The following is a 22,803-nucleotide window of genomic DNA, read 5'->3' as shown; positions in this document are numbered from 1 at the left end:
CTGTGAACATGGTAAACCACGTCTTGTTATAACTTGAAAAGTTAGAAGGGAGACTTAAACGACGTTTTTAGAGACTCAATGAAGACTTTACAGGTCAACCTTGGCGTTGACAGACCGTATTTTTACCTTGATGCTTAAATACATACCAGTTTTACACTCTTCGTGCTGCTTGCTTTGTGTCTTCTATTGTATGCAGATGAGAAAACAAATTAACTAAACAGAATACTGAGAATAGTTTAATGAAAAAATATAGGGTAAATACATGCTGAAGTACAACAAGCACATCAATTTATTGTATCTGTTCATCGCCTTTATAGTGTTATTTTCGATTGAGGGTTTCGCTCACGGTGTTGATGACAGTACACGTAATTTTTTAAATAATAATACCGGTTTACAAATTATCCCGTTTATCTATATCGGTGCGAAACACATGGTCACCGGTTATGATCATCTGCTATTTTTAGTGGGGGTCCTGTTCTTCTTGCATCGCAGCCGAGATGTACTGTTGTACGTCAGTATGTTCACCATCGGTCACAGTTTGACCTTGATGACCGGCGTTTTGGCCAACATTCAAGTTAATGCTTATTTAATTGACGCGATCATCGGACTGTCAGTGGTTTATAAAGGTTTTGATAACCTAGGTGGTTTTAAACACTTCTTTGGTAAACAACCTTGCCCTAAAAAAGCGGTACTTATTTTTGGATTGTTTCATGGTTTCGGTCTTGCGACCAAAATTCAAGAATTTCAGTTACCATCAGAAGGACTAGCGGCCAACTTATTATCATTTAACCTTGGCGTTGAATTAGGGCAATTTCTTGCGCTGATGTTCATTTTATTGGCGATTAATTACTGGCGTCAATTCGACAGCTTTCAAAAATTCGCGACTACAACCAATACCGCATTGATGAGTGCTGGTTTTATGTTGGTCGGCATGCAACTCACTGGATATTTTATTAATTAAAATTATGAGAACACTATTTATGGAATCCAACAGACAAAATCGTTCACTGGTCAAAGCTACGCTTATCTCTTTAATCGTTGCCGCCATAGTGCTCGTGCTATTTATTTTACCGGCTGAGTACAACATTGATCCAACTGGCGTCGGCCAGTCACTAGGCTTGACCGTTTTTAATGAGGTAAGCGAAGACACTTCAGTTGTTACAAATGGAAAAGGTAACAGTGAAGAAGATGCTGTTGTAATAACTGTCCCCGCAGGTCGAGGTGTTGAGTATAAATTGGCGATGGAACAATTTAAGAAAGTAACTTATGAGTGGGTTACTGATGGAAGCGATTTATACGTGGATCTACACGGTGAACCTAAGGGCGACACCACTGGCTACTTTGAGTCTTATACCATAGCGACAGTACATGAAATGAACGGCAGTTTTACCGCGCCATATACTGGCTCACATGGCTGGTATTGGAAAAACAAATCAGACCAAGACGTTAAAATTACGTTAAGTTTTAGTGGTGACTATGTAATTGAAGGGTTGAAATAAAAAAAGTTGTCGCTGAATGTAGAATAGAAAAGCGAGTAATGTGTATACATTACTCGCTTTTTTTGTCTCTTATACCAAGTGAATTAAATCGTGTTTGGATTATGTTGCTCAAACACTTGCTGCCAAAACTGACTTGATATTTTATTAATGACATTAGATTCTGCGTTAATCAGCATGGCAAAACCAATACCCAGCTCAGGGGAGTAACCAATATCCGCGCGAAACCCTGATACCCAACCTGAATGATAAATGATTGGGTTATCGTCAAACTGATAAATGCGCCAACCGTAGCCATAATGCGCATCGGTCAGGTGATGCTTCCAATATTTTCGACGCAAGTCTTTTTGAGTTTTTATGCGTGGCGTGGTGACTTCACTGAGTAGCGCAGGCGACAGTACGTCAGGATTATGGCCTAAATTGGCAATTAGCCATTTTGCCATATCATTAATACTAGCATTCACCCCAGCAGCTGGCGCTACTTTATAAAAATCAGGCTCAACTTTTACCGTTTGCCAAATATATTTTCTGATCTCTTTGCCATTTCTATCTTTTTTACCGGTTTTCTTTCTTTGCATCAGAATATGTGGCTTTGCAGTGTTTTTCTGCTGTTTAAACACGTCGATACCGACCGACGCATTGTGCATGTCCAATGGTGAAAACACTTTTTCTTGCAGCAACATCGCATAGTTTTTGCTCTGGCTAGCCTCAATGGCGGGCTCTAATAGTCCATAGGCAATGTTTTGATAGCCGTAACACTTGGCGGGCTCACATATAGGGGTAATACGATCAAAGCGGCCAAGGATCTTTTTCATGTTCCAATTTTCATGAAGCAAATTATCGTAGGCGTTTGGCATTAAACCAGTGGAGTGACTGAGCAAGTGCTTGAGCTGAATTTTCTCTGCCGCTCCTTTCTTCGCTAGGCTAAAATGTGGCACATATTTAGTGATCGGATCCGATAAGTTAAGCAAACGATCTTGGGCGAGCATGGTTGTTATCGTCGCGGCAAATGGTTTAGACACCGACGCCAAGCGAAACACAGTGTTTGAATTTACTTTTCGTGACTTGGCTTTATCGATATGACCAAAGGTTTTCAATGAAACTATCGCATCATTCTTAACAATAGCAAAAGCTGCCCCAGGAATGCTGTGTTTGTTCAATTCATGCTTTACCGTGCTAGCAAACTCCCGCTCTAACTTCTTGAGATTAGTCGCATGGGCAATTGAAAATACACATAAGGCTAGATAGGTAATACAGAACAAATTTAATCGAGACGTTATCACGGCGGTTATTAAAGCTCTATTTAAAAAAGTGGATCATTTTAGCGATACCAATGGTAAATATAAAGCAGAACCATTAAGGAATAATATCCGTTGAAAATAGTTAACAGGCAAATATATGCATCATAAATAGGCTGATAGTTAATTTAACGCTCTCGAATGATTCGTCATAATTAACAGTAAAGTTTATGAAAGGTTAGAGTTTTATGCTTTTATCATCTACATTTTCTTGAAGAGTAATTCTTAATTGAGCACTCAACCCAAACTTAAAACTGAGTGAAAAGGAATGATATTATTGTGCTTGTAAATGTTTTTTACTCAGTTATTCAAGTTATTGTTCAAACTTTATGTTTAGCTTTAGTTTTAGCCTTTTCTTTTCCCTCAAGTGCTTCGGCAGCGAAATTTGTATTGGACGAAGAGGAAGCTGAGTATATCAAAACCCATGGTTCGGTAACTCTATGTAGGATAAATGTATCTGAAGGCATAGATAGAGCGGTCAAAGTAGCAGATATAATCACTCGAGATACTGGACTCAATCTCAAATTAACCCGACGGCTGTCTTGGGATGAAGCCTTGCAATGGCTGTACGATGAAAAATGTGATTTGCTGACTAATATTTCTCCGTCTGCAGAGCGCATGAAAAAGCTCAACTTTACACCGCCTTATGCTCATTTTAAACAATCAATAGTTACTACAATTTTAACGGAAACTGTTGGTGATATGTCTGCTCACCTAATGGAAAGTTTCGCCATACTTAAAAATGACTATTTAATTACGATGCTAAGAAATGAATACCCTAACATCAAGTTAATCGAAGTTGACTATCCCATTGATGGGGTCCGACTGGTTGAACAAGGCCTAGCATATGGTTACATAGGCTCTCAATATATTCAGCAATACATGTTAGAAAATCATAGCTTAAACAACCTCATGGTTAACAACAGTTTAGGGATGAGGTTTGATGATATCCATGCAATTGCGACGAGAAAAGAAGATAAAATATTAAACCAAATATTGTCAAAAGCAGTCGACTTTTCCGATCGAAATGAAATTGACAATGTTATATACCTCGCGAAAAACCCTGAATCAAAAAAGGCTTTTTTGACTGCCGAAGAAAAATTAATGTTCGACTCCAGGACAATCATTATTTGTTATTCCGATAGTGCGGTGAATTGGAATACCGTATTTATGAATTTTGCAGGTGAATTTAATGTAAAAGTGGAAAACAGCAAATTGATGAGTTTGGACGAAGCATTTGAAGGGTTAATTGAAGGCCTTTGTGACGTACTTCCGCAAGCGACAGAAACGAAAGAGAGAAGGGAGACCATGAGTTTCACCCCTTCTTTTCATCAAGAAGAAAGGGTCATTGTGACTATTGATCAAAGATTTATTACAAACATTGAGGATCATTTAGATGAGGTCTTTGTGATTCGTAAAGGTGACTTATTGCAAAGTCAATTAATGTTGGAATACCCGGAAATACAGCTAAAGTTCTCCGATAAAATTATTGATGGGCTAAAGTCAGTGCAGGCTGAAGAGGTGTTTGGTTATGTTGGTAACATTACAGACGTCGGCAATACTATCAATCGATATTCACTAAAAAATGTAAAAATTGCAGGAACCCTACCCGATAGATTCAATGACAACTGGGCAATTGCTACAAGAGTAGATGACTTATTATTGAATAGCGCATTAACTAAGTATCTAGAAACGGCGGATAAAAGAGAGCTTAGAAAGTTATTTACTAATAAATTTTATGTCAAATCTGAAAGTGGCTTTGATTATAGATTGTTCTGGCAATTAACAATTGTTTCCTTAGTCATTATAATTGCGGTAATCGTCTGGAATCGTCGTTTAGCTAAATTAAACCTTCAACTTGAAGCTGCTAAAAAAATGAGGGAAGAAGCACAAAATACCATTATTGTTCAAGAAAAAATGGCTGGCTTAGGTACCCTCACCGCCGGTGTCGCTCATGAAATCAATAATCCAACCAATTTTACCCATGTTGCTGTATTTATGATGCAAGAAGAAATCATCATTATTAAGGCTTTTTTAATTGAGCTAGCGGGGGGAGAAAATGCTGATCCAAATGTGATTGAAGCTGTTAACGCTAAATTTGAGAAGTTGATTGAACTGACCGAAACAGCCAAAGAAGGCACGCAAAGGATTAAAACTATTGTTAGTGATTTACGGACTTTTTCGCGCTCTGGCGATACTGAAAAACAAAAAGTAGTGATTACCGACTTGATTACATCAACCGTGCACTTAGTTAAAACGCAATATCATGACATTAATATAAATGTACAAAATCAATCAACACAGCCTCCTATTGTTCAAGGCTTTGCTGCAAAAATTGGCCAAGTCTTTATGAATACGATTGTTAATGCTTGTCAGGCAATAGAGCAAAAGCGAGCTTACGTATCTACATTAGCAGGTGAAGTAACGATAATCATTTTGAGCAAAAATAATATGGTTGAAATAAGCATTAGTGATAATGGTTGCGGTATGAGTGAATCCACACAGGTTAAAATATTTGATCCGTTTTTTACCACTAAAGAAGTTGGCTTTGGTACTGGTTTAGGCATGGCTATTACTTTCGGTATTATTCAAGAACATGACGGCGATATTGATATTGAATCAACTGTTGAAGATGGTACTACAGTAAAAATTTCGTTGCCGACTATACTATAACTCTAAAATAAGCCGTTTGCAGTCTAATGGAATACAAAGTCAGTATTAAGGAGAAGGTTGTGAGTGCGTTTAATATTAATAACTTACCGCAGAATGAGCCCAACAAAATTGAAAAGCCATTGGTGATGTTAGTTGATGATGAAATTGAAAACATAAATGTACTACGTCAGTTATTAGAGTCACATTTCAAAATTATTACTGGTTTAAACGGTCGAGAAGCGTTAAATCTCATCGACAATATGGTTGATCCAAAACAAATTCAATTGATCATTACAGATCAAAGAATGCCCGAGCTCACGGGCGTAGAGTTTCTTGAAAGAGTCGTCGAAAAAATGCCGGATACCATTCGGATATTGCTCACTGGCTATTCAGACACTCAGGTGATTATTGATTCAATCAACAAAGTCAACTTATATAAATTCATTACAAAACCCTTCGACCCTGTAGAACTGACCATGACGGTACAAAGAGGTATTGAAGCATTTCAAATGCGTAAAGAGCTAGCGGAATACACAGAAAACCTTGAGCAACTTGTTGTCGAACGTACAGAAGAGCTAAAGCAAAAAAATTTAGAACTAACACAAGCTCTTGAAAATTTAGAATTGTTTAGCCTTACAGACCAATTGACCAGCGCTTATAATCGCCACTTTCTCAATAAATTTATGCCGGGTGAACTGGCAAAAGCCAAACGTGAGATAAAAGATAATCAACCGAGTGATATCGGTATGTTGCTTATCGATATTGATCACTTTAAATATATTAATGATACATACGGTCATGACGCAGGTGATAAGGTGCTAATGCAGTTTACTCACATGCTCAATGACACTTGTAGGCAATCAGATTGGATAGTGAGGTGGGGCGGCGAAGAGTTCGTGATTATTACTCGCGGTTTAAGCATTGATAATCTTCAGGATCTTGCAGAGCGTATACGCCAGAAAACCCAAGCGTATGAATTTGATTTAGGATGTCAGCGATCGGTTTGTCGAACCTGTTCAATAGGCATAACGTCCTTTCCGTTCATTAAAGGAGATGTAGAAAGCCTTACGTGGCAACAAACGCTTAAATTAGCTGATCTAGCACTGTATGCCGCCAAAAATAGTGCAAGGAACACTTGGGTGATGTTATATGCCGATAAAATATCTGCTCAAGAAAATTTTTATGAACATGCAATACTCAACCTGCAATCCTCTATTGAACGAGGCGTTATCGGTTTTAATTCTCAGCTACGTAAAGAGCAAGTGGTATTTTAAAGCCTTTGAGTTATCACCTGTTTCTTTGCTGAATAGCTCACCTTTATATTGCTAAATCTTCCAGTGATTATATCAATTTCACTAATGTTGTAATTTTTTCGTGAGTTATCGCGTCTAATTAATAAGGTTTAATATATAGCGTCGAATGGCTTGGGCACATTGAGCGAAATTGATGAGGGAAGTTTGTTGAAGTATTCATTTGTATTGTTAGGTGTATTAACCACTAGCTTTGGCGTTAGCGGTAAAAATATCACGGTATCTATATTAGATGTTGAGCAAAAAAAACTACCTAATATGGTGGTTTATGCAACACCTATTGAATTAGATAAGCCCTTACCTGTTAACCCTAAGAAGTTGATAGTTGGCCAGAAAGACAAAAAATTTACTCCTTATGTTGCTGTCATTCAACTAGGACTAACCGTAGACTTTGAAAATAATGATGACATTACGCATCATATCTATTCAGTTTCAGGTGGTAACCATTTTGAATTCAAGATTAAATCTGGGGAAACAATAACGTCTAAGCAATTCAATCACGCCGAAGAAGTGGCGATGGGCTGTAATATTCATGATTGGATGAGTGGATTTGTTTTAGTTGTTGATACGCCGTATTACACTCAAACGAATGATAAGGGCGAAGCACATTTGGATCTGAAAACACCGGGAAAGTATCAAATATCAATTTGGCATCCACAACTAGATAAAAAAATGGAACAAGAAATTAATGTGTCATTTAACGACAATGAAAAACAGCACTGGAATATACAGCTACCAAGCGTTTTGCAAGATATACCCACTCAAGAAAACCAAGATGATTTTGACTTTTTAGACGAATACTAAATCATTATGAGATTTTTACGAGTTCGCAGCTTACAAAGTAAGATTCTGATCTTATTTGTGTTTCTATTGTTTGCCGTTCAGCTAGTGTCATTTTTTACGACATTTAAAGCTAATCAGCAGCTTGAAGCGGTGCAATTGAACAATACATTGGTACACGCCAAGGACGTTTTTAAAACTCAGTTTGAAAACCGTCGTTATTATCTATCTGCATTCGCTGAAACAGCAGCAAAAGACTATGGCCTTAAGTCCGTTTTACAAGAAGACACTAAGAGTTTTTTGGTCGCGCTAAATAACCATCGCAGCAGGATCAATGCTGATATCGCCCTTGCCATCAATCCTGACGGCATTATGTTTGCCCAATTAGTAACCTATCAAGCAAATAAGAACAGTAAGAAGAAAAAAGTCAAAGTAGGTGATGGGCAGGGGCAGCCTTTTCCTATTGACCAACAGTACATGAATAAACGAGATAATGAATTACTGCGTTTAAACGGGCTGCTTTATCAGCTCAGTTTCGCTCCGATTAAAAGTGGAGCACGAACCATAGGCTGGGTTGGTTTTGGGTATATGATTGATAATCAATTATCAGAAGAATTTGCCAACTTAACTGATGTAAATATTGGCTTTGTATTAGACGACAATTCGACCATTGAAGTTGTAGCAAACTCTTCGCTACCCAGTGGCATTTTATTTACTTCAAAATTTGCTCAGCAATTAATGATTGAAACCAGTGAGCAATACGTCACAACATCAATGCCGTTAGGACGAACTAATGAGCAAGAATTGCTCGTGATAATGTTCACTTCAAAGGCGGATTTATTAAAAAACATTAATGTTAATTGGCAGCAGTTTTTTGTGTTAATGCTGCTTACCTTGGCATTGTCTGTCTTGGGAGCGTTTGGCATTGCGAAAGGCATCACTCGGCCAATCAAGTTATTGATCAAACAAATTCACGCGTTTTCTCACGGTAACTATGGCGGCTATGCTGAAGTGAAGGGTAGTAAGGAGGTTGTCCAATTGGCGGATGAGTTTAATCATATGGCACAAGCTATTGTTTCTCGTGAAAAAACCATTAGCTTTCAGGCGTTTCATGATGGCTTAACTAAATTACCCAATAAAAATGCCTTGTTAAAAGAGCTTGAACTACGCACTGAACAAGCACAAGAATTCATGTTATTGCAATTGTCATTAATTGGCGCTGACGAAATCAACGACACTTTAGGTTATAAAATTGGCGATGAAATTCTGGTCGAAGTTGCACAGCGGGTGCAAATGGTCACATTGACGACAAAAAGTTATTACCTTGGTGGTGAAAGTTTTGTGTTATTGCTTGAATTTCAAGATCATAAATCGGCTGTGGAACAGCTAATACATGAAATCATGCTAGATTGTCACTTTGGTAATGTCAGTCTTCATTTACGTTATGCAATTGGTATTGCCGATTCAAAACAAAGCACCAATGGTGACATGGCGGAATTGCTGCAAAAAAGCAGCGTTGCTTTACAACAAGCGGTCAAAAATAAGTTGCAATATCAGTATTATGACAGCTCTTTTGATAAAGATGCGTTAGAACGCTTACATTTAACCAATAGCCTTAAAACTGCCATTGAAGAAAATCAACTGGTGTTATATTACCAGCCCAAACTGGCCTTAGATAATATGCGAGTAACGCATGTTGAGGCATTGGTACGCTGGGAACATCCAGAGAAAGGCCTAATTCCGCCGGACTCATTTATCAGTATTGCTGAGAAAACGGGGCAAATGGATGCGTTAACACGCTGGGTAACCAGAGAAGCGTTCAAGCAGTATTTATTATGGCAGCGCAAAGGCACGGCTCTACAAATAGCGATCAATATTTCAGCAGAAAACTTGTTGGATAAACAATACAGTGATTTTGTCATTGATTTGAAGCAGCAAAACAACATTCCAGATGACGTTATCACATTGGAAGTCACCGAAGATGCTGTCGTTGCAGATCCGATCACTGCGACAGAGCTTCTTATTTACCTGAAAGAGCACGGTTTTAAGCTATCTATCGATGATTATGGGACTGGCTATTCGTCTTTGGCTCAGTTGAAACAACTGCCGGTGCAAGAGTTAAAAGTCGATCGCTCATTCTTACAGCACTTGGCGACAGATCCTAGCGATCAAATTATTGTTAAGTCCAGTATCGAGCTAGCTCATAATTTAGGGCTTACGGTTGTTGCCGAAGGCATTGAAGATGAAGCAACCTTGCAATGGTTAAAAAGCAATGGCTGTGAACTTGCACAAGGGTATTATATAAGCCGCCCACAACCGGCACACGCGCTTGAATTGTGGATTGAAGATTCCCCCTATGAGGTTGAAACGGTTGATCGATAAATGAGAGCAATAGTGGGGATGTTAGTGTTTTTTTTGCTGCAACAGGCAATGGCAGGAGAACACTCTATTAAAGGATTGGTTGACATACGTGCACATGTCGTAGACAGCAATGCGAACGTTGATAGCTATCTCACCGGTGACTACGGTAAATTTCGCTTTAATGATGAGGCAGGCATAGCGTTGGGACAATTGGGACTGCAATACCATGGCAGTTTTGACCACAACCTTTCGGTCAAAGTGGTTGCCAACGCATTTGCTGATGAAGTCAGCACCGAGTTTGGCCTCACAGAAGCCTTCATTCAATACAAAAGCTTGCCATCGGCATCTGGTTGGCGCTTTAAAGGTAAACTTGGTATTTTCTACCCGTTAATTAGCCTAGAAAACAATGCTACCGCATGGTCTACAGTAAATACCATCACCAGCAGCACATTAAACAACTGGGTAGGGGAAGAATTTAGACACGCTGGCGTAGCCTTTTCATTTGAAAAGCTGGGCAAGTTTGTTAACTCTCCGCATAACTTATTACTTGATGTTTCGCTTTTTCAAAATAATGACACTGCTGGCGCTATGTTGACATGGCATGGTTGGGCTTTGGGTAGCAGACAAACATTGCTGCAAGAAAAACTCACGGTACAAAAATTTCCTGCCAGATACGATCTTTTATCAGCACAAGCGGCACACTCCGATCCTTTTGTAGAACTTGACGATCGTTGGGGCGGGCATATTGTCGGTCAATGGCAAGTTCAGAATAAATTCAAATTAAACCTTGGTTATTACAACAATAACGCCGAAAAAGGCTTAGTAAAACAAGGACAATACACGTGGACGACCGACTTTATCCATGGGGGACTGAAATACAAACTGGCAAAAGGTACTGAATTAATTGCTCAGTTCATGACCGGTAATACCTTGATGACCTCGCCACTCAATGAAAAAGTTGTCTATAACGATTTCGACAACGCGTTTGTATTACTGCGAAAACAATTTGCTCGTCATCAAATATCAACGAGAATAGAAGTATTTAGCGTTGATGATTTAGATGATACGGTGGGTGATAATAATAATGAAGACGGCCATGCCTTTACATTAAGTTATCGTTATCAACTCAATAGACAACAGTACTTGTTGGCTGAATACAATTGGCTCAGCAGTGAGCGTAAGTCTCGAGCCTATCAAAACCAAGCAGAAGGCTTAATCGAAGAGCAATATCAAATTGCCTATCGCTACTACTTTTAGTCATAACGGCAGTATTAATCGTCACAACTGAATCTTTTATATAGAAAGCAAGATGTTGTAATGCTATTTTTATGTAACAAACAATAATAAAAATATTTGGCATTATGGACAAATACCAAGACAAATACTCCTCGTTGATTCAAGAAAGTGAGTTTGAGTGGATTAAAACTCGCCGTGAAATGGCCAAACGGCCCGATGTAAACAACACTGATACCATAGGTATTGCTCTATCAGGTGGCGGTATTCGCTCTGCTACGTTCAATCTAGGCGTACTACAAGCGTTAGAAAATGCGCAAAAACTTAAGAATATTGACTATATGTCTACTGCCTCTGGCGGTGGGTATATTGGTAGTGCGTTAACTTGGTTCAAAAGTAAATGTCCAGACAAATTCCCATTTGGTACTAAACGTGCTGATCATAATCGATTCGGCGGCCAAGTAGTATCTTGGATACGTTCTCACAGTAGCTTTTTAACCCCCGGAAATGGCATTAATTTGATTTCATTGTTGTCAGCCATCGTCACGGGCACATTCATTAATCTGATGATCGTTGTGCCTGTTTTCATGTTGTTCCTTTATTCATTATGTCAGACGTGGCTGATCCCTGAATTAGGAGGACCTGAGCGTGTAAATGGCTTTGAATTGTTGCTTCATGCTGGCAATGTGTTTTTGGGGCTTACTATTTTCACTATGATACTAACCGCCCTAAGTACCAGTATTGCGACAGAAAGACGAGGGCGCTTAACGGAGCGGTTACGCAAGTGCGTCACGGCGCTGGTGACGCTATTTATGGGTTGTTACGCCATAGGGTTGATTCCTTTTTTTCATCAACAACTTAGCATGCTCACTAAATGGCTAGTGCACGCAAGTTTTAGCTTATCAGCCGTTGGTATGGCGATTTCGGTGATCAGTGCCTACAAAACTAAAAACCAAAACAGTGTCATCGCCCCTTTGATGGTAAGTCTTGGGTTAGTATTGACTTGTTTGGGCTTTATACTCGTGGCGTTTCATCAAGTGATGAATTGGCAACAGATCCCCGACTATTTCTACGTGTTTATTTTGCTGTCAGCATTATTGGCTATTGGCTGTAATATCAATCTAGTGTCAATGCACGGTTTCTATCGAAACCGTTTACGCGATGCTTTTATGCCTTATCAACTACCTCAAGACAGTGGTCATGTACCTTCTGAAATTTCCACGTGGCATGCATCGCAAATGTGCTATTTGAAAGATTTACCGATAACAGATGCGCCATTTCATATCATCAATTGTAATGTTGAGTTGACCGGTTCAACCCAATCAAAGTATCGAAACCGTACAGGTGATTGTTTTAGCTTTACGCCTTTATATTCTGGGGCAACCGCAACAGGGTATAGAGGAACCGACGTTTATTTAGATGGCAAAGTCGACCTTGCCAGCGTTTGCGCGATATCAGGTGCTGCCGTTGCCACCAATACTGCCGCAACACGCTCTAAGCCTGTGAATTTTTTAATGGCGATACTTAATTTGAGGTTGGGGTGTTGGCTAAAAAATCCAAAAGCTCTTCATCAAAGCCGATTCATTCGACCATTGTGGTATAGCGCGATGTTTAAAGACATGTTTGGCAGTCACTTGGATGAAAATGAAACTTTCATTCACTTATCGGATGGTGGTCATTTTGAAAACCTCGGCGTATACGAGTTAGTTAGACGAAAAACAAAATTGATTTTTGCTTTTGATTCTGGAGCAGATCCTGACTATCAATTTCAAGATTTAGGAAAACTTACAGAGCTAATCCGCGTTGATTTTGGGGCAAAATTGATTATTGATGTTAACGATATTCCCCCTAATCAACAGGGAGAGTCTAAAGCGTCGTGGGCGATTGGTGAAATTAAATATGCGGATGAGAATAAATCTTCAGCAATATTTGTATACGTTAAATCGAGTATTAGCGACAGTGGTAAATTAAGTGAGGACATTAATAGTTATAAGCGTCAGCACCCGCAGTTTCCACATCAAAGCACCGCGAATCAATTTTTTAATGAAGCACAATTTGAAGCCTACCGTGAACTTGGTTTTCAAATCACGCATCGAATGATCAAACATGATCCTAAAATTGCAGCCATGCTGTAAATGAAATAATAAGAACGAAAAGGAATAGTATGTCTAGTTTTCAGCGCTCAAATTTTGAATTTATTACCAAAGAACTTGGTTACCCAGAAGGGCCGGTTTATTTAAGTGATGGCAGTATTTTACTGGTAGAGATTAAAAATGAGCAACTCACTAAAGTTCATCCTGATGGCACTAAAGAAGTGATCGCTAAAGTCTCTGGTGGCCCCAATGGATTAGCCATTGGTCCTGATGGCCATGCCTATATTTGTAATTGTGGAGGCTTTGATTGGCATCCAATTCCAGCTGGAAAGCAAACCTTATGGATAGGTGGCGACCAACCTGAAAACTACAAGGGCGGCAGTATTGATCGAGTAAACCTCGAAACTGGCAAAGTGGAAACACTGTATACAGAAGCAGATACCGTGCGTCGATTAGACATGGCTACTATGCAATGGCAAGAAAGCAAGGTTTCACCTGCTGTGCCGTTAAAAGGGCCTGATGATTTAGTGTTTGATGAGACAGGTGGCATGTGGTTTACCGACTGGGGTAAAAGTCGTCCAACCGAGCGTGATATTACTGGTATTTACTATGCGAAACCTGATGGCAGCTCAATCAAGCAAATGGTTTTTCCGTTAAACGCCCCTAACGGTATCGCATTATCGCCAGACGGCAAAAGATTGTACACGGTTGAAACCTACACCAGACGCGTCCTGTATTGGGAGTTGTCTGCCCCTGGAGTGATAGAGCCTAACCCCAAAAGTATTGATGGTACCTATTTGTTGATTGGATTTGCTGGCCAAGAAATTTTTGATTCTATGGCGGTTGATGTAGAAGGAAACCTCTACCTAATGAGCATGTTGCCGGAAGGAAATAATCCATTTTCTAATGGTGGTATTCAAATTGTTTCGCCTGAGGGCAAGTTGCTAGAGAGTATCAGCATTAATATGCCCAACTTTTTCGACCCATTACCTTCAAATATTTGCTTTGGTGGCCCTGATAATAAAACCGCTTTTATTACACTAGGGGCAAGTGGCGCGCTGATAAAAGCGCAAATGAATGTGGCAGGTTTGCCGCTGATTTATAACGCCTAACGCTGGATACACTCATGATCAAAAACATACTCGCATGGCTTTACAAAGTGTTCATTGGTTATCCGCTAAAAGCGATCAAATATATATTCACTGGTCGCTTTATTATCGACTTTTATCATTGGCTTAAACACTTAACCGTTGTGGAGTTGGTTAAAAAAGTAATCTTGGGTGTGATTGGATTATTCGTTCTCGGCGCATTTTTGTTATTTGCTGTAGTGCATTATCCCGCCACACAAATACCAGCGTACGAGCCTATTGCTGAGCACGTGTATTTAGATCAAGGGTGGGGTGTTGATGGCGACTCACCTCAGAGACAGCTGTATTATTACACTGGTCAAGGAACGAGCTTAAAGGAGCTAGAATACGATTGGTTTGTTCATTTAGAAATGCCATGGGGACGGGATAAATTCTCTGATCCACAGCACTTAAAAGCCTATGGTTTTATTGTTCAAGAACAGCCGTCCGCTGCAAACCCTGATTTACTCCCGATAGGTTTTGCTAAACACTTCAGTGAACGTTTAAACACCGAGCTTCTCGATATAACCTGTGCGGCGTGTCACAACGGCCAACTAAACATCACCAAAGACAATAAGCGTATTGGTATTCAAATTGATGGTGGACAAGCCATGCACGCTTTTACAACCATGAAAGTTGGCCATTTCGTTCCGACCATGCTTGCTGCAATGGCAAGTACCTATATCAACCCGTTCAAATTTACCCGCTTTGCTAAAAAGGTATTGGGCGAGCATTACAATAGTGAGACCAAATCAGCGTTAAAACAACGTTTTGGTCAAGTATTATGGCGCTTTGTCAAACAAGGTTATAACGACTCAAGTAAACACCTATATCCACTGGAAGAAGGCTTTGGCCGTACCGACGCACTAGCCAGAATTGGCAATACTGTGTTTGGTGATAACCTTGATGATAAAAATTACCATGTCGCTACAGGGCCTGTGAGTTATCCGCCAGTGTGGAATATTTGGAAATTTGACTGGGTACAGTACGGCGCGTCCGTTAAACAACCAATGGCACGTAATATGGGCGAGGCATTAGGTGTAGGCGCTCACATCGATTTTACCGATGCTTATGGCCAGCCTTTAGGCAAAGGGCAGCGATTTAGCTCGTCAGTGTTACCTGAAAACATTCATAACATTGAAACAACGCTACAAACACTAACGCCGCCACAATGGCATGAGCCATTAATGGGAAAAGTTGACCAAGGCAAAGCCGCACAAGGTGAAGCTCTGTTTAAACAGCACTGTATTGGTTGTCATGGGCCGTTTGATGCGAATGAATGGACCAAAAAAATTGATACACCGCTAAAAGATGTTAATCAGCCATTATGGATAGTGAAAACGCTGCCAATTACCGATATTGGTACAGATCCTAATACCGCGTTTAATTTTGTCACCAACCGTTTTGACTTAACAAAAACCGGACTTAGCAACCACGATATCGTTGAAACTGTACGTCCATTATGGGTGAAGCAATTATCACGTGTTGTTGAAACCACGCTTGATGCTAACAATTTGGTTGAGTTCTTAGCGCAAGCACATCCTAAAGTCAGTGAACTTTCGTTAACAACCAACTGGGTCGCTGAACATCCAGCAGAATTTAACAAGGTATGGTCGCTATTCACATCCTGGACTTATGGCAGTTACCAAAGTAACCAATTACCGACGGTAATTGATATGTACGCTGAAGGCGATAGTGCAGTAGAAAACGACATTAATACTGCACTTGTGATTAAACAGCTATCAGGTATTGATGCAACAATTGGAAATTTAAGCGTAGATGCGTTAACCGTAGGTGAGGCGCTTAACATTACCGGTATTATTATTCGCGAAAAGTATTATCGCGATAATCATTTCTCAGCGGAGAAACAAGCCTGTCTGGATGGCTTTGGTGCGCTTGATTTACCACAGCAGCCACTCGCCTATAAAGCGAGACCACTGGAAGGCATGTGGGCCACTCCTCCATTTTTACATAATGGCTCTGTGCCAAATATCTATCAGTTATTGTCGCCTGTAGTAGAACGTTCAACAGGTTTTTATGTAGGGGAGCGCAATTATGATACTGAGCATTTAGGCTATGAGCTGATCACTGATAAAGACAAAAAGTATGCGGGCACTTGGTTTGATACCCAACTCTCTGGCAACTTTAATATTGGTCATGAGTTCAGGGCAGGATATGTGCCGTGGAAAAAGGGTAATGAACCGCAATTTGGCGTTATTGGTCCAGAGTTATCTCATGAGCAACGTATGCAATTAATCGAATATTTAAAAATTCATCAAGACGCGCCAAACGAGCCTATGGCTACGCCGAGTCAGTGTGATAATTTATAACAAAGGAATTAAAAGCTCATGAACAAGAAGCTTATAGCGGCAGCCGTTGCTGTTGCTCTGCCGCTGACACTTTATAGCGTATTTAGCGGCGCCAACAAACCATATCAAAATGGCATTTATCAACCGGCAAAAGAGCAAACCTATATTGCCGATATTATCAGCTCAGCCGTGGCCATGGTCACCCACAGTCAAGCGGCAACTAAGCCATCGCCTTACCGACGAGATGTTCATGCTAAAGCCCACGGCTGTGTGCAAGCAACATTCTCTGTGCCAGAACTTGCTGATGACAGATTAAAGCACGGTGTATTTAGCCAATCTCACGATTACAAAGCGTGGATCCGCTTTTCTAGCGGCGATACTATGCCACAGCCTGATAGTGTTCACGATGCCAGAGGCATGGCAATTAAAGTGATGGGCGTCGACGGTAAGAAGCTGATCAAATCGGAAGAAAACGCCAAAACGCAAGACTTTGTCATGATCAACAACGATGTATTCTTTATCCCAACGGTAGAAGAATATGCTCAGTTTATGCAATATCAGGCACAGGGCAGTAAATTTGGCTACTTTTTTAATGACTTCAATTGGAATGTATTCACGTGGCATTTTAGGGATCTTTATTTAGGTGCTAAAACCCTAAAAAAAGCCCCAAACAGTTTGTTGAAAGAACAATACCACAGTCTTTCGGCCTACCGACTAGGCCCAGACCATTTCATGAAATATAGCGCAAAAGCTTGTGATAACAACATCGTGATGCCAGTTGATAGAGGCCTGCCAAATTTTTTACGTACAGAGCTTGAGGAAAATTTAGCGGGCAACAAAGCTTGTTTTGATTTCTTAGTGCAATTGCAAAATCCAAATAAAAATATGCCGATTGAAGACACCACCGTGCGCTGGGAAACGAAAGACTCGCCGTTCATCAAAGTGGCAAGGGTCACCATTGAACCGCAAGCGTTTAATAGCGAAGTACAGAATCAATTTTGTGAAAACTTGTCGTTTACGCCTTGGCATGCAACGAAAGAGATTGAGCCTGTTGGTGGTATCAATCGACTGCGTAAAGCCGTATACAACGAAATTTCACGATTCCGTCATGGCAAAAATGGCGCGCTGCGCAAAGAACCTACTAGTTGGTGCTTGGAAGAAAACCAAGAATTATGCACAGCTGACTAATACAGTCTCGTAATTAAAAAGAAAGAGCAATAAGGTGAATAAACCCTAACTCGGACTGTCAGACTTGGTTGAAAGGATTCAATTAAATCTGACAGTCGTATAAATGCCAATTGCTAAAGCCCATGTTTAGTGCACAGATATCTCTCTCTTGGCCATGTTATAAGTGAACTTGCCCCTTAAAAATAATAACAACCGATCGTTTTGAGTGAAAATTGTACGCTTGTAGTATAAAAAACAACATGTTATAACTACGAAGGTTGACGTATTTTGTGCGCTAACAAGGATAGTTCGATGAAATTTAGCGCTGTACTAATTATCGTTTCGTTTTTCTTAAGCGCAATACTCAAATTTTGAAGGAGTAATTAATGGCTTTCTATCAGATGAATATGTCGATCAAAAATAAACTGGCCTTAATGATCGTTATAGCATTAGCGGTCGTTCTATCCTTTACTCATTTTGATGAAAAATTGGATTCTCTTCCATTTAGATTAGACCATGCACAGCATAATAAATATGAGTTATCACAATCCACTGATGAGAAAATTGATAGGGTGAATAAAGACGTTCCTAAAATAACGTTTTCAAGTATTGGCAAAAGTTCTCCATGTGACTCTGCAGCAAATGTGTTACCTGTCAGACTAACTATATCAAGAGACAATAAAATAAAATCTTTTGGTAGCTATATTACTGAAGATTACTTATTTAAGACTTTAGAAAAACGTTCATATGATTGTGAGAGTGTTAAATTGTATTTCACATTAGAAGAGGGGGTTACTAGTGATTATTCCAATCAATTAATTGCCAAGCTAGATAAATTAAAAATCACACAAGTATACAGCCCAACGATTATTTATGCTCCACCTCTTCCACTTATCCTCTAATTCATACTGCTTTTTATAAAGCTAACTGGCTGATTTTTATAGTGTCTTAAGAAAAATTTCGTATTTTACGTGAATCTCTAAAATGTACAGAACGTGCCATTTTCCGATTGATTTAATAAAGTTGAGACAAACCTGTAGAAGCTCTGTCTCTCGCCCATAGCCATCTATCAGATGAAACCTAAACCTAATCGCTAAAATCTTAAGATCAGGTAAGAGCTACCACAAGTAAGGTTGATCTAATTACCTTTTTTGTTTACAGCAACGTTATATCGCGTTTAATGAGTCTTGTTCAAACAACAGTACTTGATTGCGGCCATTGTTTTTTGCTTGATAAAGCGCGTAATCGGCTTGATTTATTAACGCTGGAAAGTCATTCGCATTAGGTTCAAAAGCTGTTACACCAAAACTTGCGGTACAGTGAATTTCGGCTTGAGAGGGGAGTTCAATACGCGCTTTTTCTATCACACCTCTCAGTTGCTCAGCAATATCTTTAGCTTTAAATAGGGATGTTTCTGGCAGCAATACAACAAACTCTTCACCACCATAACGTGCAACTACATCACTTGCTCTTGTGTTTGATTGTAACGCTTGTGACACCGCTTTTAGCACTTCATCACCAACTAAGTGTCCGTATTTATCGTTCACTTGTTTAAATAAATCGACATCGAGCAACAACACACTAAATTGCTTCTCGTAGCGCTTAGCGTGCTCAAAAAATTCTTCACCTAAGGTCATCAACGTGCGGCGATTGCTTAACCCTGTTAGGGGATCAATAGTTGCCAGTTTATTCAGTTCAAGCTGATGGCGCGAAATCGACCTACTAAACAATGACATAACAAAGTAAATTTCAAGAATAATAACCGTGATCGCCGAGATAAAAATGCTTTGCTCAACCTGAGGTGATAATTGTATTAACGGCTCTTGATTAACAAAAACATGGCAGTAAAAAAATAGCGCGGTGCCAGAGATGATCACAAACAACTTTTCAACTTGGTCTTCATCATCAAACAGTAAAAAGATCCCGCAAGGTAATAATAAATAATAAAAGTGAAACGATGCAGATGCCGTGAAAACATAGGTTGTTAGGATAAAAACATGAATCATCAACACCACAAACAACCACAATTTAGCGAATACATATTGCTTAAAGTAGGTAAATACAATGGATGAAGCGTACGCTATAACAAAGCCAAAATTCATCGCGGCGAGCATAGGTTGCTCAAGTGACACTAAGAAAAAAGCTGCATACATTGTCGCGACGAGACAAGTTATTAGCGTCACGATATTAGCGATTCTTACTTTCGATGCTTTGGGATCAACAAGTGAGCCAGCGCCAATGTTGTATAGACTTGATAATTCCATGTCCATTAATCCAGTCAGTTATTTTTGTTTTTGTGGCGATATTATAACCTGTTACAGTATTGTTTCTCTAAGTTTTTATTGAAGAGCTAAAAGAAAAAAGTATCACTTGTCCAACCTCAATCATATCCAATCTGTTGATAGCTGGAATAGGTGGTGGTTGACACTTCATCAATCTCAGTAAAAAACGCAAAGCTACCTTTCATTTGCATATTAATTTGTTGTGGTAACACCACTTCATTGAGTTTGATGAAATTAAAAATCAATGCAAAATCTGAAATAGAAGCGCTAAACAAAGGAGAAAATTTCGCGTTATTCACTATGGTAATTTCTTCAATAAAATTGTTTTGTTTATTAAATGACAGCGTACCATCTAACTTTCCTTCAGCGTCATCTCCTAAGTCCTCCATAAGAACATTGAAGCCGACTAGAGTATAGCTGTCGTTATTATTTAGCAGATGAAGACTGTCTTGCTTGATTAGTGATTTAAAATCAATGCTGTAGCTATTACCCTTTGCTTTCTTTGCTGCTTGTTCTTGTTTCTGTTTGGCAAACTTTTTTAATTGTTTATCAGTAGGCGTTTTGTCGTTAATACGAATCAGCGACCATTGTTTAGCCGCTTCTTGGTTTGGGGTGTAACGTTCAATACTGCTAGTAATGTCGCCTTCTTCGTTTTCGTAATGAGATATTTCTACCGCCCATTCTTTACGCGGAGCATCAGCAAGGTCGGTAATAGCTTGAATAATTTGCTGGCGTAACACGGCTGACATTTGAGTTTGCGGTGCAATGGTTGAGGCAGAGTTTTGTGCCGCCTGCGCGTGGTTAATCAGCCCAAAATTAATTAAAACGATACCGGCTAAAAGCCAGCCATACTTTTGATTCATCACAGTTCCTTTCTCTAATCTAATAAGAAAAGGAAGTGTAGTGGTTATGATGTGAAATCGATGTGAAATTGGCCATGTATTAAGACGAATATTTTTTGAATTAAGGATGCACTAGATAAGTTTGAAACAGTTGGCTCACAGTACTCATTAAATGAGCAAGTGAGCCTAAGGGAAAGTGAAATGTTTAACTGCTTAGTTAAGCAGCTTTGCTCTCTGTGGTTTTGCTTTCAGCAAGCTTGTTTTCTGTAGTACTATCGACTTGTCGAATCAAATAGTCAAAAGCCCCTAAACTTGCTGTAGCACCTGCGCCCATGGCGATGATAATTTGCTTATAGGCTGAATCGGTCACATCGCCTGCTGCAAATACACCTGACATCGACGTTTCACCTTGACGATTAGTGATAATTTCACCGCGCTCCGTTAACTCAATATCACCTTGTAACCATTCGCTATTTGGCATTAAGCCAATTTGAACGAAGATACCTGCTAATTCGACTTGCTCTGATTCACCTGTCACTCGGTCAGTGTAAGTTAAGCCTGTGACTTTCTTGCCATCGCCTAATACTTCAGTGGTGAGCGCATTTTTGATAATCGTAATATTGCCCATTGAGTTTGCTTTATCTTGCAATACTTGATCAGCACGTAATTTGCTATCAAACTCCAACACCGTCACGTGTTCAACAATGCCGGCTAAATCAATCGCCGCTTCAATGCCTGAGTTACCACCGCCAATAACAGCAACACGTTTACCTTTAAACAATGGCCCATCACAATGTGGGCAGTAAGCAACGCCTGCGCCGCTGTATTGCTCTTCACCGGGTACGTTCATTTTTCTCCAACGTGCGCCGGTGGCTAGAATGACGCTTTTGCTTGATAAGGTCGCGCCGTTATCTAAGGTGATCGCGACATTGCCTTCTTTAGCCACTTTTACTGCTTTAGCACCTGTCATCACATCAACATTGTAATCTTTTACGTGTTCTTCAAGGCTAGCCACTAATTTTGGCCCTTCGGTTTTCTTCACTGAAATGAAGTTTTCAATACCGACGGTTTCAAGTACTTGGCCGCCAAATCGGTCGGCAACGATACCTGTTTTTATGCCTTTACGGGCGGCGTATATTGCAGCCGATGCACCTGCTGGGCCACCGCCAACAATCAGTACGTCAAACTCTTCTTTTTCGTTTAACTTTTCAGCTTGTTTAGCTTCGGCGTTAACGTCTACTTTTTTCAATATGTCAGTCAGTGAGACACGTCCTTGTGAAAAGCTCTGACCATTTAAGAATACGCTAGGCACCGCCATGATATTGCGCGACTTAACTTCTGCTTCAAATAAGCCACCGTCAATCATAGTATGAGTAACATCGGGATTTATCGCGGCAATCATGTTCAACGCTTGAACCACGTCAGGGCAGTTTTGACAACTTAGTGAAATGTAGGTTTCAAATTCAAACTTGCCTTTTAATGACTTAATTTGCTCTATTTCATCGGTGCTGATTTTTATCGGATGTCCACCACTGTGCAGCAAAGCCAGTACCAATGAAGTAAATTCATGACCAAGGGGAATACCCGCAAATTTAAGCGCTGTACCTTTGTCGTTGGTTACCGTCATTTGAGGCGCACGTGCGCCAGCGCTGTTTGAAATTTCCATCGAAATTAATGGCGATAACGCTTCAATTTGCTTGGCTAATTGGTGTAATTCTTCAGATTTTTTGCTGTCGTTTAAATCTAAAATAAGTGTTACGCGTGATTTAAGGTTAGCCAAGTAGCTTTTTAGTTGTGTCTGTAATTGTTCGTTTAACATTATAAACTCCGTAGGCCACACGCTAATAACATCA

Annotated in this window: 16 protein-coding genes; 12 read left to right on the top strand and 4 right to left on the bottom strand. The window is 39.8% G+C overall.

What is annotated here, in order from left to right:
* Positions 1-262: 262 nt before the first annotated feature.
* Both QUE03_RS14800 and QUE03_RS14795 read left to right on the top strand, forming a co-directional pair.
* Positions 263-961: a HupE/UreJ family protein gene (locus tag QUE03_RS14800; RefSeq protein ID WP_286262714.1), complete on the top strand. Its 699-nt coding sequence runs from the start codon at positions 263-265 to the stop codon at positions 959-961.
* 19 nt (positions 962-980) lie between these two features.
* Entirely contained in the window at positions 981-1,499 is a 519-nt protein-coding gene (locus tag QUE03_RS14795) for a hypothetical protein (RefSeq protein ID WP_286262713.1), read from the top strand.
* An 83-nt stretch (positions 1,500-1,582) separates the two neighbouring features.
* Here QUE03_RS14795 and QUE03_RS14790 read toward each other — a convergent pair whose 3' ends face one another.
* Positions 1,583-2,779 (bottom strand): serine hydrolase domain-containing protein, encoded by a 1,197-nt coding sequence (locus QUE03_RS14790; protein WP_286262712.1) that lies wholly within the window; start codon positions 2,777-2,779, stop codon positions 1,583-1,585.
* A gap of 294 nt (positions 2,780-3,073) precedes the next feature.
* Between QUE03_RS14790 and QUE03_RS14785 the strand changes: the two genes are divergently transcribed.
* From QUE03_RS14785 to QUE03_RS14740, 10 genes are all read left to right on the top strand, one after another.
* Positions 3,074-5,467, top strand: a complete 2,394-nt coding sequence (locus QUE03_RS14785; RefSeq protein ID WP_286262711.1) for an ATP-binding protein — start codon at positions 3,074-3,076, stop codon at positions 5,465-5,467.
* A 59-nt stretch (positions 5,468-5,526) separates the two neighbouring features.
* The gene (locus tag QUE03_RS14780; protein ID WP_286262710.1) at positions 5,527-6,720 is read left to right on the top strand and encodes a GGDEF domain-containing response regulator; all 1,194 of its coding nucleotides are present in this window, start codon (positions 5,527-5,529) and stop codon (positions 6,718-6,720) included.
* Between the two features lie 186 nt (positions 6,721-6,906).
* On the top strand, positions 6,907-7,560 hold the full coding sequence (locus QUE03_RS14775; protein WP_286262709.1) for a cupredoxin domain-containing protein: 654 nt from the start codon (positions 6,907-6,909) through the stop codon (positions 7,558-7,560).
* Between the two features lie 6 nt (positions 7,561-7,566).
* On the top strand, positions 7,567-9,918 hold the full coding sequence (locus QUE03_RS14770) for an EAL domain-containing protein (protein ID WP_286262708.1): 2,352 nt from the start codon (positions 7,567-7,569) through the stop codon (positions 9,916-9,918).
* Complete coding sequence (locus QUE03_RS14765; RefSeq protein ID WP_286262707.1) at positions 9,919-11,154, top strand: hypothetical protein; 1,236 nt, start codon at positions 9,919-9,921, stop codon at positions 11,152-11,154.
* A gap of 104 nt (positions 11,155-11,258) precedes the next feature.
* Positions 11,259-13,265 carry a patatin-like phospholipase family protein gene (locus tag QUE03_RS14760; protein WP_286262706.1) on the top strand — a complete coding sequence of 669 codons (2,007 nt, stop codon included), beginning with the start codon at positions 11,259-11,261 and terminating at the stop codon, positions 13,263-13,265.
* 29 nt (positions 13,266-13,294) lie between these two features.
* Entirely contained in the window at positions 13,295-14,335 is a 1,041-nt protein-coding gene (locus QUE03_RS14755; protein WP_286262705.1) for an SMP-30/gluconolactonase/LRE family protein, read from the top strand.
* Between the two features lie 14 nt (positions 14,336-14,349).
* On the top strand, positions 14,350-16,680 hold the full coding sequence (locus QUE03_RS14750) for a c-type cytochrome (RefSeq protein ID WP_286262704.1): 2,331 nt from the start codon (positions 14,350-14,352) through the stop codon (positions 16,678-16,680).
* 18 nt (positions 16,681-16,698) lie between these two features.
* A complete protein-coding gene (locus QUE03_RS14745; RefSeq protein ID WP_286262703.1) occupies positions 16,699-17,847 on the top strand; it encodes a catalase family protein in 1,149 nt (382 codons plus the stop codon).
* 365 nt (positions 17,848-18,212) lie between these two features.
* A complete protein-coding gene (locus QUE03_RS14740) occupies positions 18,213-18,728 on the top strand; it encodes a hypothetical protein (RefSeq protein ID WP_286262702.1) in 516 nt (171 codons plus the stop codon).
* A 264-nt stretch (positions 18,729-18,992) separates the two neighbouring features.
* On the opposite strand, the gene QUE03_RS14735 is transcribed toward QUE03_RS14740, so the two are convergent.
* The 3 genes from QUE03_RS14735 to ahpF form a co-directional block, all read right to left on the bottom strand.
* Entirely contained in the window at positions 18,993-20,090 is a 1,098-nt protein-coding gene (locus QUE03_RS14735) for a GGDEF domain-containing protein (RefSeq protein ID WP_286262701.1), read from the bottom strand.
* 116 nt (positions 20,091-20,206) lie between these two features.
* A complete protein-coding gene (locus QUE03_RS14730) occupies positions 20,207-20,971 on the bottom strand; it encodes a hypothetical protein (protein WP_286262700.1) in 765 nt (254 codons plus the stop codon).
* A 196-nt stretch (positions 20,972-21,167) separates the two neighbouring features.
* Positions 21,168-22,769 carry an alkyl hydroperoxide reductase subunit F gene (ahpF, locus tag QUE03_RS14725; protein WP_286262699.1) on the bottom strand — a complete coding sequence of 534 codons (1,602 nt, stop codon included), beginning with the start codon at positions 22,767-22,769 and terminating at the stop codon, positions 21,168-21,170.
* Positions 22,770-22,803 lie beyond the last annotated feature (34 nt).

Source organism: Thalassotalea atypica (assembly GCF_030295975.1).
GTDB classification, from domain to species: domain Bacteria; phylum Pseudomonadota; class Gammaproteobacteria; order Enterobacterales; family Alteromonadaceae; genus Thalassotalea_F; species Thalassotalea_F atypica.
The sequence above is the reverse complement of the archived record's forward strand: the minus strand, read 5'-3'. Positions and strand labels throughout refer to the sequence as shown.